The organism is Citricoccus sp. (assembly GCF_032154715.1).
In the GTDB taxonomy this organism is placed as follows: Bacteria; Actinomycetota; Actinomycetes; order Actinomycetales; family Micrococcaceae; genus Citricoccus.
The window spans coordinates 1-13,570 of record NZ_JALDXU010000018.1 but is presented as its reverse complement, the minus strand read 5'-3'; the positions used below and the strand labels follow the sequence as shown (position 1 = coordinate 13,570).

At 70.4% G+C, this 13,570-nt stretch carries 11 protein-coding genes; 4 read left to right on the top strand and 7 right to left on the bottom strand.

Annotation, left to right across the window (positions count from 1 at the left end):
• Positions 1 to 30: 30 nt before the first annotated feature.
• Positions 31 to 963 (bottom strand): NADP-dependent oxidoreductase, encoded by a 933-nt coding sequence (locus RUH65_RS05050; RefSeq protein WP_313816154.1) that lies wholly within the window; start codon positions 961 to 963, stop codon positions 31 to 33.
• Between the two features lie 282 nt (positions 964 to 1,245).
• On the opposite strand from RUH65_RS05050, the gene RUH65_RS05045 reads away from it, so the two are divergent.
• Positions 1,246 to 3,492: a tannase/feruloyl esterase family alpha/beta hydrolase gene (locus RUH65_RS05045; RefSeq protein ID WP_313816152.1), complete on the top strand. Its 2,247-nt coding sequence runs from the start codon at positions 1,246 to 1,248 to the stop codon at positions 3,490 to 3,492.
• A gap of 39 nt (positions 3,493 to 3,531) precedes the next feature.
• Here the strand turns inward: RUH65_RS05045 and RUH65_RS05040 are convergent, their stop codons facing one another.
• On the bottom strand, positions 3,532 to 4,029 hold the full coding sequence (locus tag RUH65_RS05040) for a hypothetical protein (protein WP_313816151.1): 498 nt from the start codon (positions 4,027 to 4,029) through the stop codon (positions 3,532 to 3,534).
• Positions 4,030 to 4,250: 221 nt separating this feature from the next.
• On the opposite strand from RUH65_RS05040, the gene RUH65_RS05035 reads away from it, so the two are divergent.
• Positions 4,251 to 4,673: a thioredoxin family protein gene (locus RUH65_RS05035; protein ID WP_313816150.1), complete on the top strand. Its 423-nt coding sequence runs from the start codon at positions 4,251 to 4,253 to the stop codon at positions 4,671 to 4,673.
• Here RUH65_RS05035 and RUH65_RS05030 read toward each other — a convergent pair whose 3' ends face one another.
• Positions 4,674 to 5,687 (bottom strand): 3-methyladenine DNA glycosylase, encoded by a 1,014-nt coding sequence (locus RUH65_RS05030; protein ID WP_313816149.1) that lies wholly within the window; start codon positions 5,685 to 5,687, stop codon positions 4,674 to 4,676. It lies immediately after the preceding gene.
• A gap of 141 nt (positions 5,688 to 5,828) precedes the next feature.
• On the opposite strand from RUH65_RS05030, the gene RUH65_RS05025 reads away from it, so the two are divergent.
• Positions 5,829 to 7,313, top strand: coding sequence for a cystathionine beta-synthase (locus RUH65_RS05025; RefSeq protein ID WP_313816186.1), 1,485 nt, complete (start codon positions 5,829 to 5,831; stop codon positions 7,311 to 7,313).
• 11 nt (positions 7,314 to 7,324) lie between these two features.
• Positions 7,325 to 8,512, top strand: a complete 1,188-nt coding sequence (locus RUH65_RS05020; protein WP_313816148.1) for a cystathionine gamma-synthase — start codon at positions 7,325 to 7,327, stop codon at positions 8,510 to 8,512.
• 14 nt (positions 8,513 to 8,526) lie between these two features.
• On the opposite strand, the gene RUH65_RS05015 is transcribed toward RUH65_RS05020, so the two are convergent.
• The 4 genes from RUH65_RS05015 to RUH65_RS05000 form a co-directional block, all read right to left on the bottom strand.
• The gene (locus RUH65_RS05015; protein ID WP_313816147.1) at positions 8,527 to 9,309 is read right to left on the bottom strand and encodes a sulfite exporter TauE/SafE family protein; all 783 of its coding nucleotides are present in this window, start codon (positions 9,307 to 9,309) and stop codon (positions 8,527 to 8,529) included.
• 22 nt (positions 9,310 to 9,331) lie between these two features.
• A complete protein-coding gene (locus RUH65_RS05010) occupies positions 9,332 to 10,855 on the bottom strand; it encodes a carboxyl transferase domain-containing protein (protein WP_313816185.1) in 1,524 nt (507 codons plus the stop codon).
• Complete coding sequence (locus tag RUH65_RS05005) at positions 10,852 to 12,027, bottom strand: CoA transferase (RefSeq protein ID WP_313816146.1); 1,176 nt, start codon at positions 12,025 to 12,027, stop codon at positions 10,852 to 10,854. The genes RUH65_RS05010 and RUH65_RS05005 overlap by 4 nt, the downstream gene beginning before the upstream one ends.
• 79 nt (positions 12,028 to 12,106) lie before the next feature.
• On the bottom strand, positions 12,107 to 13,471 hold the full coding sequence (locus RUH65_RS05000) for an SLC13 family permease (RefSeq protein ID WP_313816145.1): 1,365 nt from the start codon (positions 13,469 to 13,471) through the stop codon (positions 12,107 to 12,109).
• Positions 13,472 to 13,570: the final 99 nt, after the last annotated feature.

Below are 13,570 nucleotides of genomic sequence, written 5' to 3'. Positions count from 1 at the left end.
ACTCCCGCGGTTTTCTCGTTTCCGGAATCTTCAGAAGCTCAGCACCAGGCGACCACGGACGCCGCCGGCCTCCAACCGTCGGTGAGCCTCCGGGGCCTGTTCCTTCGGCAAGGACGCGGCCACCCGCAGGCTCACCAGACCGTCCTCCGCCTGTTGCCTGAGCGTGTCCAGCTTCTGCTGTTCCCGGGCGTAGTCCGCGACCAGGATCGGCTGAAACTTGACGCCACGTTCGCCCGGCTCGTCGTAGCCCCGGATGGTGATGACGGTGCCATCATCCCGGACGGCGGGGGCAACTGCGGCGTGCAGCATCGCTCCGTCGATGGCGCCGTCCACGCCGTCGGGGAACCGTTCACGGACTCGGTCGGCGAATCCTTCGCCGCGGGCAAGCACGACGTCGGCCCCAAGGCCGGCGACCAGCTCCTGGTCCTTCGTGGCGGCATCGGCGACGACGGTCAGCCCGTCAGCCTTCGCCAACTGGACCGCGTATCCGCCCATGGCGCCCGCCGCCCCGGTGACGGCGATGACGCTGCCGGATGGCAGGCCGAGGGTGTCCAAGGCCAACCGTGCGGTGAGCCCGTTCATGGGCAGGGTGCTGGCCTCCGTATGGCTGGCGTCTCGTGGAGCGGCGGCCACGGACTCGGCGGGCACGACCACCTGTTCCGCGTAGGCGCCCTGGGTGCCGCGCGGCACGACGATCGCCATGACGGCGTCACCCACGCGGAGCGGGGTCTCGGTGCCGGGGCCGACCTCCTCCAGCACCCCGGCGACGTCCATTCCGGGGATCAGGGGTCGAGGCTGCCGGGACAGGTCCCGTTGTCCGGATCGGAGCAGGGTATCCGTCGGATTGACGGCGGCCGCATGGACGCGGATCCGTACCTCTCCCTCCGCAACGGCAGGTTGGGGCAGGTCAAGGACCTGCAGGGCGTCCGGTGTTCCTGGTTCATGGATTCCAATGGCTCGCATAACCGGCGCAACCGGACATCCCGGAGGATTATTCCGGTGGCTCAGCGCCCGGGAGGATCATTGACGTAACCGACCATTGTCTTTGACAAGTGGATGTCCATAGGATGTGACCACCACTCGCACTGTGGCCTACATCACAACTCGCAGAGGTGCTGGCCAGCGGGTGATATCCCTTCTGAAAGGACATCGCCATGGAACGCCCCGATAGTCATGCCTCCGGCCAACCCATCTTCGACAGGGCCGTCCCCGAGCGCCGGCTGAGCCGGCGGGGGAGGTGCTGAGATGAGCCGCGTTGCCCTTCGCCGAGCCGTCGTCGCCGGTGCCGCCGCCGTCGGGCTCGTCCTGAGTTCGTCCGGGGCGGCACTGGCCGCCACCTCCTCCACCTCCGCCACACCCACCACAACCGTGGGCATCGGCGCGTCCGCGGAGGCCCCGGAATGTGCGGCACTGTCCGGATTCGAGTTCGAGTCCACCACCATCACTGGTGCCGAGGTGGTAGCCGCGGGCACCCTCAGCAATCGCGGTGAGGAGATCGGTGAGCACTGCCTCGTCACGGGGCAGATGAACGAGCGGACCAGCCCCGTCGATGGCGAGGAGTACGCCATCGGCTTCGAGATGCGTCTGCCGAGGGACTGGGGCGGGCAATACCTTTACCAGGCCAACGGCGGTTTGGACGGCTCCGTCAGCACCGCTCTGGGCCGGGTGGGCGGCGGCGAGAGTGGCCTCCAGATGGGCATGGCGGTCATCAGTTCCGACGCCGGCCACACCGGCAGTCAGAATCCCACCTTCGGCCTGGATCCTCAGGCCCGGTTGGACTACGGCTATCAGGCCGTGGGCACCCTGACCCCGATGGCGAAGGCGCTCGTGGAGGAGGCCTACGGCAGTGCGCCGGAGTACTCCTATCTGACGGGCGGGTCCAATGGTGGACGGCACACCATGGTGGGGGCCTCCCGCTACACCGACGAGTACGACGGCTTCCTCGCGCTGGCCCCCGGCTTCAACCTCCCGCAGGCTGCGGTGGCCCAGTTGTGGGGCGCGCAGCAGTGGAACACCGTGGCCACCAGCGAGGACCTGAACTCGGCGCTGACCCCGCCGGAGCGGGAACTGCTGGCGGATGCCATCCTGGCCCAGTGCGACGAGCTCGACGGCCTGCCCGACGGGCTGGTGCAGGACCAGGACGGTTGCGGCGAGGTGTTCTCCGTGGCGGACCACGTTCCCACGTGTGAGGCCGACCGAGATGGGACGTGCCTGAGCGAGGAGCAGAAGGCGGTGGTGACAACCGTGTTCGCCGGCGCGACCACCAGCGACGGCACCGCCCTGTACAGCAGCTTTCCCTATGATCCGGGCCTGGTGCAGCCGGGATGGGGCAGCTGGAAATTCGACTCGCCGATCTCGCGGGACTCCGTGGCCGTGGGCTACATCTTCTCCACGCTGCCCTATGCGCCGGCGCTGAACTCGCTGCGTGATTTCGTCTTGAACCTGGATATCGACGAGGCCAACGCGTCGATCTACGCGACCGAGGGGATCTACACCGAGAGCGCCATGGAGTTCATGACTCCGCCGGACCTGGAGTTCAACGACCTGCAGGCCTCGGGCGGCAAGATGATGGTCATCCACGGTGCCTCGGACGGAGTGTTCTCCCCGGACGACACCTCCGCGTGGTACCGGGAGCTCAATGAGACCCATGGCGGTGACGCCTCCGACTTCGTCCAGTACTACGAGGTGCCGGGCATGGGGCACGTGTCCGGCGGCCCGGCCACGGACCAGCATGATGCGCTCGCGGCTCTGGTCAGCTGGGTGGAGGACGGCGACCGGCCGGAGAGGCTGGAGGCCTGGGTCAACCCCGCCAACGACCAGGTTCCGGAGGACTGGTCGAGCGAGCGCTCCCGCCCGCTGTGCATCTACCCCGCCGTGGCCACTTACACGGGTGGGGACGCCGAGTCCGCCGCCAGCTTCGAGTGCGTGGAGGACACCGGCCCCGAGGTGCCGCAGTTCACGGACAACCCCCCAGGCTCGGCCTACTACGCCCCGGTGCAGTGGATGGCCCGGACCGGTCTGTCCCTGGGGTACACCGACGGCACGTTCCGCAAGAGCCAGGCCGTCACGCGGGCGGAGACCACGTCCTTCCTGTACCGGTACATGGAGCCCGAGTTCCAGGCACCCGAGGAGTCCCCGTTCTCCGATGTCTCCGAGGACTCGGGCCATTTCACCGCGATCGCCTGGGCTGCGACCGAGGACATCACCCGCGGGTACGCGGACGGGACCTTCCGTCCGGCCAACTCGGTGACCCGTGGGGAGTTCGCCACGCTGCTGTACCGGCTCGAGGGACCGGACCACAACGCCCCGGCCACCTCACCGTTCAAGGACCTCCCCGTCGGGAGCCCGAATTATGACGCCATCACCTGGCTCGCCTCGGAGGGCATCTCCCTGGGGGACACGGATGGCAACTACAACCAGGCGGCGCCCGTGAGCCGTGGGCACATCTCCGCGTTCCTGCAACGCTATGACGCCTTCGTCAACGGCGACTGAGTAGTCTCCGTCCCACGTTCCTGCCCGTGGCCGTTCCACTCACGCGGCCACGGGCAGGGGCATCAGGTCCCAGATGGTGCAATAGGCGTGATCCGGGGTGCCCATGACCGACTCGTAATAGGCCCAAGCCCACGCCGGGGCCCCGTTCGAGTCGGGAGGGGCAGCCGGGCAGTCGCCGGGCTCCCACCAGCGGCCGTCCACGCAGATGAAATCGAGATATTCGGCCACGGAGCCGTCCCGGGGCGGCTGGAGGGACTCCTTCAGGTCCGCCGCGAGTGCCACCCCATAGAGTTCCGTGGCGTCGGTGTCCAGGACCAGTCCGCAGTCCCGTTCGAATGCCTGCACCCACTCCATGGACTCGCGCAGGGCATGCTCCGGCTCCTCACGGTCCACCACCACCATGAGGGTCGTGCGCCGGCCGGGGGCCATGCGCCCCGGGCCGGACGGTCCGCGTTTCGGCTGGGGCGCAGGTCTCCGGCGTGGTGGGGAAGGGCGCTGCTGGGAACGGCGCGGCTGCTGCGGGGCGTCGTGTGACATCGGGTGCTCCTCGGCTGATCGGTCCACGGGGTCGGTCTTCTCTGGGTCGGTCTTCTGCTGACCGGATGATCCGACGTTAGGAAGCCGGCCGTCCCCGCATCAGGGGCCTGTGGGCCATCCGTGGGCGACGCGCGAAGGCGGTGGACGCTGTGGAGGAGAGTCCGCCGGAGCCTGTGGACCCGGCTCCCGCGGAGCGGACGGCGACGGTTAGGGTGGAAGGCATGGCAACCACCGAGATCACCGAAGCCGGATTCGAACAGACCATCACCGAGAACGACATCGTCTTCGTCGACTTCTGGGCCGGCTGGTGCGGGCCCTGCAAACAATTCGCCCCGGTCTACGAGCAGGTGTCGGGCGAGCACCCGGACATCGTGTTCGGCAAGGTCGACACCGAAGCCGAACGAGGCCTCGCCGCCGCCGCGAACATCACCTCGATCCCGACCCTCATGGCGTTCCGGGACAAGGTCCTGGTCTACGCCCAGCCCGGTGCCGTCAACGCCACCCAGCTGCAGGAGCTCGTCACGGCCGTCCAGGGACTGGACATGGATGAGGTCCGCGAAAAGGTCGCTCAGAACCAGAATCCCGACCAGAACTCTGACCAAGACCCCGCTCAGAACACCGACCAGAATCCCGACCAGAACTGACTAGCGCCGTCGGTGGTCCGCCGGCGCCAGCCGCGGACCGAACCGGCTGAACCGGACGCCGGACAGACCGATGAGCCGGACCACGCGCTGCCGGTGGCCGGCCCACGATTCCAGCAGCCGCAGCATCCCGGCATCGTCCGTGCGGCGGCCGGCCAAGGCCTCGCCCACGTGATGGGCCAGGTGGTAGTCGCCCACGGCCACCGTGTCCGGGGCCCCATGGGTCCGCTGCACGGTCTCCGCGGCCGTCCAGACGCCGATCCCCGGCACGGCGGTCAACGTCTCGGCGGCGACGCCCACCGGTAGGCCGGCCAGCCGTTCCAAGGCGCTCGCCCGCTCGGACACCCGCAGCATCGCCCTCGACTGTGCGGGCTGCACCCAGCCGGCGTGCCAGGCCCAACTGGGGATGCGCCGGACGGCGTTGGCGGTCGGCGGCAACAACATGGCCGGTGGCGCCGGAGCCGGGGCCGCGTCGCCGAACCCGCGCACCAGCCAGCGCCACCCGGACCGGGCCTGGTCATGGGTGACCTTCTGCTCCAGGACCACGGTCAGCAACTGGTCCACCATCCGGCCCGTGGCCGGCAGGCGCAACCCCGGGTTCGCACGGCGGGCCTGGACCACCGCATGCGGAACCCCGGCCGCACCGGCAGTCCCAACAGCCCCCGTGGCCTTCGTGGCCTCCGTCGTGTGCAGGGCGAGAAGGGCATCGAAAGCCGACCAGTCGTCGTCGAGCCCCAGCAGCCGATGTGCGTCCGCCACCGCGGCCTCGGCTCCGGGACCCCAGGCGAGCACCGGGACCGGCCCCGGGACCAGCGCGGAGGGCGCCGGCCTCACCAGCATCGTCACCGGATCGCCCGTCACCGGCACCCGGAAGCAGAGCCAGACTCCCTCGGGGCGGGACTGCACGGTGGGATCGGCACGCCCGCGTTGCAGGACGCCCAGGGTCAGGCGCACGTCCACGGGGACACCGGGCTCCAGGACCATGGAGGCGTCCGGGGCGGGCAGGGAACCTAACACCCTGCCATTGTCCCCTGTTGAGGAGTCATGCGGATTCATGCTCTTGCCGCCCGAGGCGGCCCCGGCGGTACCGTTGAGCCCATGAACGCTCAGCCCGAGAACGCCGGCACTCCAGAGAACCAGCCCGGCCACCCGCACGGCATGACCTACGCCGAGAATGTCCTCGGCCTCATCGGCAACACCCCGCTGGTGAAGCTGAACCGGGTCACCGAGGGGCTCAAGGCCACCATTCTGGTCAAACCCGAGTACCTGAACCCCGGTGGCTCGGTGAAGGACCGCATCGCGCTGAAGATGATCGAGAACGCCGAGGCCGAGGGCAAACTCTCCGCCGGCGGCACCGTGGTGGAGCCGACCTCCGGGAACACGGGAGTCGGCCTGGCGATGGTCGCCCAGCTCAAGGGATACCGCTCCGTGTTCGTCACCCCGGACAAGGTGGGCGAGGAGAAGCGGGACGTCCTCAAGGCCTACGGAGCCGAGGTGGTGGTCACCAAGACCTCCGTGGCCCCCGAGTCCGAGGAGTCCTACTACGGGGTGGCCAACCGCCTCGAGCGGGACATCCCGGGGGCCTATCAGCCCAACCAGTTCTTCAACCCCTCCGCCCCGGAGTCCCACTATGAGACCACCGGCCCGGAGATCTGGCGGGACACCGCCGGCCGGCTCACCCATGTGGTCATCGGTGCGGGCACCGGGGGCACCATCACGGGCGCGGGCCGCTACCTCAAGGAGGTCTCCGCGGACCGCGCCTCCGGCCCGGTCACGGTCATCGCCGCCGACCCGGACGGCTCCATCTACTCCGGCGGCACCGGCAGGCCCTACTCCGTAGAGGGCGTGGGGGAGGACATGTGGCCCGGCAACTATGACAAGTCGGTGCCGGACGAGGTCCTCGCCGTGGACGACGCGGCCTCCTTCGAGATGACCCGCCGCCTCGCCGCCGAAGAGGGTCTGCTCGTCGGCGGCTCCTCCGGCATGGCAGTCGTCGCCGGCCTCCGGGCCGCGCAGAGCCTCGGCGAGGACGATGTGATGGTCATCATCCTGCCGGACTCCGGCCGCGGCTACCTCGGCAAGATCTTCAACGCGGACTGGATGGACGAGATGGGCTTCGCGGCCTCCACGCCGGAGTCGGTGCTGCCGGTGGACCTGCGGCCCGCGCACGACGCCGGCGCCTCGCCTTCCACGGTGTCCTCGGCTTCCGCGGTGCCCAGCGCGTGGAACGCGACGGTAGCCGACCTCCTGCGGGAGAAGTCCGCCTGGCTGCCCGGGGCCCTGCCGTCCGTGGTCACCGCACCGAAGGACGCCACCCTGGCCGAGGCCATCTCCACCATGAACCGCTACGGCGTGGACGCCCTGCCCGTGGTCGGCGCACCCCGGGACGACCTGCGTGTCGGCGAGATCCTGGGGGCCGTGGAGGTGGCCACCCTCACCGACCTGCTGGCCACCGGGCGGGCGACCGCCGCGGACACCGTGTTCGACCACGTCGGAGCACCGCTGCCGAAGGTCAACGTCAACGCCCCGCTCTCCGCAGTGCGCGAGGCCCTGCGCTCCGCCCCTGCCGTGATGGCCACCCACCACGGCGTGGTCACGGGCATCGTCACCCTGCACGACCTGCTGGCCCGCGTGGCCCGCTGAAAGGACCGGACATGACCAACGAGACCCCGCACTACGAGGGCTTCAACACCCGCGCCATCCACGCCGGCCAGGCCCACGAGACGGTCTACGGGGCGGTGGTGCCTCCCGTGCACCTCTCCACCACCTATGCCCCCGAGGCCGTGGGGCAACTGCGCCACGGCTATGACTACGGCCGCGGCACCAACCCCACCCGCGACTCCCTGCAGGAGCAGCTGGCCGCCCTTGAGGGCGGCGTGGACGGCCGAGCCCGCGCCTTCACCTTCGGCTCCGGCCTGGCCGCCGAGAATGCCCTGATCCACGCCGTGGCCGGCCCTGGTGCCCACATCGTCATGGGCAACGACGTCTACGGCGGCACCTACCGCCTGATCAACAAGGTCCTCGGCCCCTGGGGCGTCGCCCACACCGTGGTGGACATGGCGGACGTCTCCGCGGTCGAGCAGGCACTGGAGGCCACCGATGCCTCCGCCGCCCGCATCTTGTGGCTGGAGACGCCCTCCAACCCGATGATGAAGATCTCGGACATCGCGGCCCTGGCAGGGGTGGCACACGCCGCCGGCGCGCTGCTGGTGGTGGACAACACCTTCGCGACGCCGTACCTGCAACTGCCGCTGGAACTGGGCGCCGACATCGTGGTCCATTCCACGACCAAGTACATCGGCGGGCACTCCGATGTGATCGGCGGCGTCGTGGTGGTCAACGACCCGGAGCTCGCCGAGCAGGTGAAGTTCCAGCAGTTCGCCGCCGGTGCGGTCAACGGGCCGCTGGACGCCTACCTGACCACCCGCGGGCTGAAGACGCTCGGGGTGCGCATGGACCGCCACAACGCGAACGCCGCCACGATCGCCCAGCACCTGCAGGGCGTCTCCGGCGTGGAGCGGGTGCTCTACCCGGGCCTGCCCGACCACCCGGGCCACGAGCTCGCCTCCCGCCAGATGCGGGGCTACGGGGGCATGGTCTCGGTGCAGTTCACCGGGGGGGCGGCGGCCGCGAAAAAGGTTGCGGAGACCACCCGGCTGTTCCAGCTGGCGGAGTCCCTGGGCGGGATCGAGTCGCTGATGAATTATCCGGCCGAGATGACGCACGCCTCCGTGGCCGGCACCGAGCTCGCGGTACCGGACAACCTGGTGCGCCTGTCCGTGGGCATCGAGGACGTGGCCGATCTCATCGAGGACCTGGACCGGGCGATCGGCAGCCTCTAGGTATCTGACATCCTTCAGCCGGCATCCAGGAGGATCCGGAGGGCGACGACGTAGCCGAAGAGGACCACGAGGACGCGGAAGACGGGTCCGGGAAGTCGTCGCCCGATGAGGGCACCGAGCCAGCCGCCGACCACGGAGCCGATCGCCAGGAGGCCGACGGCGGCCCAGTCGACGGGAGCGATCCAGACGAAGATCAGGGCGGCCACCACATTGGCGGCCAGCACGGCCACGTTCTTCAGGGCGTTGACGGTCTGGAGCCGTTCCCGAAGTCCCAGGGCGAGGCAGGCCACGAGCATGACGCCCTGACCCGCCCCGAAGTAGCCGCCGTACACGCCGATCGCCGCCGACACCCAGGCCAGGGGTGCCGGCAGGCGGCTACGGGGACCCCGGGGTGTGTCTCCCCGGCGGAGCGCCCGCCGCCGCAGCGACCCGGAGACGACGGGCTGGACGCCGACGAGGGTGGCGGCGAGCAGGATCAGCCAGGGTGCCAGCCGCGAGAAGGCCTCGGGCGGCAGGGAGAGGAGGAGCAGGGCCCCGGCCACCGCACCGACGGCGGTGGTGGCGGCGACGCCGAGGACGAGGCCGCGGCGGCCCGCGAGCTCATGGCGGTAGCCCCAGGTGCCGGTGATGTTCCCCGGCACGAGCCCGATGGTGTTGGAGACGTTCGCGACCACGGGCGGCAGGCCGACGGCCAGCAGGACGGGGAAGGTCACCAGAGAGCCCGCCCCGATCGCGGTGACGACCAGGCCTCCGCCGAGCCCGGCCGCGAGAATCGCGAGCGCCGTCAGCACCTCCACCGGCGCCTCCCCTCCGGCCGCGTCAGCAACCCAGTCGGTCGAATCTGGCGGCCCTCAAGCCGAGCCGGTCGGCGTCGGGAAGACGGACCGCCCGTGACAGCTCGTACTCGATGGCCGAGGCCATGGCCGCACAGAAACCGCGCGGGTCGACCTCGGCGGCCGGCTCCTCCGGCACCACGTGGTCCACGAGCCCGATCCGGTGCAGTGCGGCGACGTTGACGTCCTGCGCCTCCGCCAGCTCGGCGGCGTGCAGGGTGTCCCGGTGGACGATCGCGCTGGCACCCTCCGGGGGCAGGGGCGAGAGCCACGCATGCTCGGCGGCGATGACCCGGTCCGCCGGGACCAGGGCCAGCGCTCCGCCGCCCGCACCCTGCCCCCAGAGGACGGACACGCTGGGCGCCGGGGTCCCGATCAGGTCGGCGAGGGTCCGGGCGATCTCTCCGGCCAGCCCGCCCTCCTCGGCCTCGCGGGACAGCTCCGCCCCGGCCGTGTCGATGACGGTGAGCAGGGGCAGGCGCAGTTCCTGGGCCACCTGGACGCCCCGCCGGGCCTGACGGAGGGAGGCCGGGCCCATCTGGCGCTCCCCGGGGCCCGGCCGCTGGTGCCCGACGACGACGCACGGCTGGGTGCCGAAGCGGGCCAAGGCGAGGGTCAGCCCGGGGTCGGCCTCGCCCTGACCCGTGCCGTGCAGGACCACGGCGTCGTCCGCGCCCTCGGCCAGCAGGCGCTGCAGGTCGGGCCGTCCGCGGTGGCGCGTCCGCTCGATGGAGTGCCAGGCGGAGGTGGTGCCGGGGCCGGCAGTGGCGCTGGCCGGGGCCGGCGTCGTCCCGTCCGGACCGGACGAGCCGGACCGGGGTGCCGGGGCGGCGATGCGCAGCACCCGGTCGAGCAGGACCGGGTGGTCATCAGGGGCCGTGACGCCGTCGATGATCCCCAGACGGTGGAGGTTCTCCGCCGTCTGCACCCCGCTGGGGAACGGCTCTGAGTTGAGGGCCTCGAAGACGCGGGGCCCGAGGAACCCGAGCAGGGCGCCCGGCTCGGCGAGGGTCACGTGACCCAGTGATCCCCAGGAGGCCATCACGCCGCCGGTGGTGGGGTGCCGGAGGTAGACCAGGTAGGGCAGGCCCCGGTCCTTGTGCCGGTGGATGGCCTGGGTGATGTCCACCATGGACAGGAAGGCGGGGGTCCCCTCCTGCATCCGGGTGCCGCCGGAGGCCGGGCAGGCGAGCAGGGGCAGGCCCTCCTCGGTGGCGCGTCGGACGGCGTCGGTGATGCGGCGGGAGGCGGCCCGGCCGATGGAGCCCGCCAGGAAGCCGAACTCGGAGACGATCACGGCCACGGGCCGGCCGCGGATCAGCCCCCGGCCGGTGATGACGGACTCGTCGGCACCGGTGACGCGGCGGGCCTCCTCCAGCTCGGCGGCATACCGGGGGCCGGCGGGGGGTTGCTGGGCTGGGCGATCCCACGGGGTGAAGGTCCCCTCGTCCAGCACCAGGGCCAGAAGTTGCGCGGCAGAGCGCCGCCGCCGCACCTCGGCGCCGGTCATGCCAGCCACGACCGGATGGCCTCGGCGTCCCGGTCCAGCAGTGGCGGGGCGGTGTGGGCCCGCTTCGTGGTCTCCTGCCCCGAGGCCGCGTCGAAGAACCGCAGCGGGGGGCCGGGGAGGTCGATGTCGCCGAGGAGGGGGTGGTCCACGGTGAGGCGCAGGCCCTGGGACTCGACCTGGTCCCAGGCGTAGACCTCGTCCAGGGACCGCACCTTCCCGGCAGGGATGCCAGCGGTGTCCAGCCGGTCCAGCAATTCGGCGGGCGAATGGGTGCTGAAGGCCTGTTCGATCACCTGGATGAGCCGGTCCCGGTGCTCCACCCGCAGCGCGTTCGTGGCGAAGTCCGGTTCCTCGGGATCGAGGCCGACGGTGGCGCAGAACGTCCTCCACAACCGCTCGTTGCCGACGCTGATCTGGACGCTGCCGTCCTGGCAGTGGAAGAGGCCGTAGGGGGCGATCGAGGGATGGTGGTTGCCCTGGGCCTGCGGGGTCTGGCCGGCCACGGTCTGGCGGGTCCCCTGGAAGGCGTGGACGCCGACCACCGCGGCCAGCAGGGACGTCCTCACAACCTGCCCCTTCCCGGTCCGCTCGCGGTCCAGGAGCGCCGCGAGCAGGCCGTAGGCCCCGTACATCCCCGAGAGCAGGTCGGCGATCGGGACGCCCACGCGCTGGGGGTCGTCCGGTCCGGAGCCGGTGAGGGACATCAGCCCGGCCTCGCCCTGCACGATCTGGTCGTAGCCGCTGCGGGAGGCCTCGGGGCCGTCATGGCCGAACCCGGTGATGGAGAGGATGACGAGCCGGGGATTGATCTCGTGCAGGGTCTCCACCGGGAATCCGAGCCGGTCCAGCACACCGGTGCGGAAGTTCTCCAACAGGGCGTCGGACCGCCGGACAAGCTCGACCAGGGTGGCCCGGCCCTCCTCACTCTTGAGGTTCAGCGCGATGGATTCCTTGTTGCGGTTGCAGGAGAGGTAGTAAGTGGCCTGGGGGTCCTCCTCCGGGCCGACGAACGGCGGTCCCCAGGACCGGGTGTCATCGCCGGTGCCGGGGGTCTCGACCTTGATCACCCGGGCGCCGAGGTCGCCGAGCATCATCCCGGCGTGGGGGCCGGCCAGGGCCCGGGTGAGGTCCAGGACGGTGTAGCCGCTGAGCGGTCCTGCGGTGGTGGTCATGGTGTCCTCTCGTGGTCGGTCTGCTGATCGGTCTGGCGGTCGGTCTGCGGATCCGCCCGTGGCTCCGGGCGGTGGCGGCTCACATCCATCCCGGGACCACCATGGTCAGCCAGGCCAGCGGCGGGGCGACGACCACCACGATCGCCCCGTAGGTGAGGATCTGCTTGTAGAAGCGGTCGGCGTCCGTCCCCTCCGGCGCATTCGCGAGGACCAGGGCGCCGTTCGTGGAGAACGGGGACACATCCACCACCGTGGAGGCGACGGCCAGGGCACAGACGACGCCGATGGCGCTGACCGACCCGGAGTCGAGGAAGGGGACGGCCAGGGGAATCAGGGCCGCGAGGATGGCGGTGGAGGAGGCGAAGGCGGAGACCACGGCACCGATGTAGCAGATCATCAGGGCGGCGAGCAGCGGCATGCCCATCTGGGCGACGGCGTCGGAGACGTACGTGATCGTCCCGGCCTCCTGGAGCGTGCCGACGAAGGTCAGCATGCCGCAGATCAGCAGCACCGTCGGCCAGCTGATCTTGTTGACCGCTCCCTTCTGAGCCTTCGGCGAGAGCAGCGCGAGGATCACGGCGATGGTGATGGACACGAAGCCGATGTCCACCTGGAAGCCGAGGGCGACCACGGCCAGGGCCACCAGGCCGAGCATGGTGGCGATCTGGGGGAACGTGACCGTCTGTGAGGGAGAGGCGGACGGGCCGTCGCCGGCCGGATCCCGGGGACCGTAGGTACCGCTGCCGGAACCCTTGAAGTCGACGCCGGCCGCGCGGGCGCCCACGGAGGCGTGGAGGCGGGCGTCCGAGACGGATTCGGCGAAATGTGACACCCGGGTTCCCACGAGGGACCGGCCGCCGAGGACCAGGAACAGGATGACGGCGATGACCGCGTTGAAGATCAGGGAGCTGAGGAACAGGGCCGTCGGGCTGAACGCGAAGCCCGCGTCGGCGATCAGGCCGTTGACGATCACGCCGTAGACGGCGATGGGGGAGAAGCCGCCGGCCTGGGCGCCATGGACGATCAGCATGCCCATCATCAGCGGGTTGATCTTGTACTTGGCGGCGAAGTTCAGGCCGATGGGGGCCATGATGGCCACCGCTGCCGGGCCGAGCGCGCCCACGGCCGTGATGACCGCGGTGAGGGTGAACATGACCCACGGGATGAGGGCGACCCGGTTGTCCACGAGTTTCACGGCCCGTCTGACCAGCAGGTCGATCGTGCCGTTGTTCTGGGCGATGGCGAAGAGATAGGTGACGCCGACGAGGGTGAGGAAGAGCCCCCCGGGGAAGTTGGCCATGATGTCATCGGCCTCCATCCCCAGGAAGAGTGCCCCGAGGACGAAGGCGCCCACAAAGGCCAAGGCCCCCATGTTGATGGGCAGCACGGTGGCGAGGATGAACATGGCGGCCAGGATGACGATCGCGATGAGGGGTTCTGACATAGGAATGCCTTCCGAGGGCGTGTGAAGTGGATCACTCTACTAGTGGCCTAGCCTCCTAGACTCATCAGCCGGTTGTCAATATGCTGTGACGAACTCACG

Bases quoted from the DNA above. Each gene is read 5' to 3' on its own strand.
- RUH65_RS05020 (WP_313816148.1), top strand. From the start codon at position 7,325: ATGACCAACGAGACCCCGCACTACGAGGGCTTCAACACCCGCGCCATC.
- RUH65_RS05035 (WP_313816150.1), top strand. From the start codon at position 4,251: ATGGCAACCACCGAGATCACCGAAGCCGGATTCGAACAGACCATCACC.
- RUH65_RS05010 (WP_313816185.1), bottom strand. From the start codon at position 10,855: ATGACCGGCGCCGAGGTGCGGCGGCGGCGCTCTGCCGCGCAACTTCTG.
- RUH65_RS05040 (WP_313816151.1), bottom strand. From the start codon at position 4,029: ATGTCACACGACGCCCCGCAGCAGCCGCGCCGTTCCCAGCAGCGCCCT.
- RUH65_RS05045 (WP_313816152.1), top strand. From the start codon at position 1,246: ATGAGCCGCGTTGCCCTTCGCCGAGCCGTCGTCGCCGGTGCCGCCGCC.
- RUH65_RS05005 (WP_313816146.1), bottom strand. From the start codon at position 12,027: ATGACCACCACCGCAGGACCGCTCAGCGGCTACACCGTCCTGGACCTC.
- RUH65_RS05050 (WP_313816154.1), bottom strand. From the start codon at position 963: ATGCGAGCCATTGGAATCCATGAACCAGGAACACCGGACGCCCTGCAG.
- RUH65_RS05000 (WP_313816145.1), bottom strand. From the start codon at position 13,471: ATGTCAGAACCCCTCATCGCGATCGTCATCCTGGCCGCCATGTTCATC.
- RUH65_RS05025 (WP_313816186.1), top strand. From the start codon at position 5,829: ATGACCTACGCCGAGAATGTCCTCGGCCTCATCGGCAACACCCCGCTG.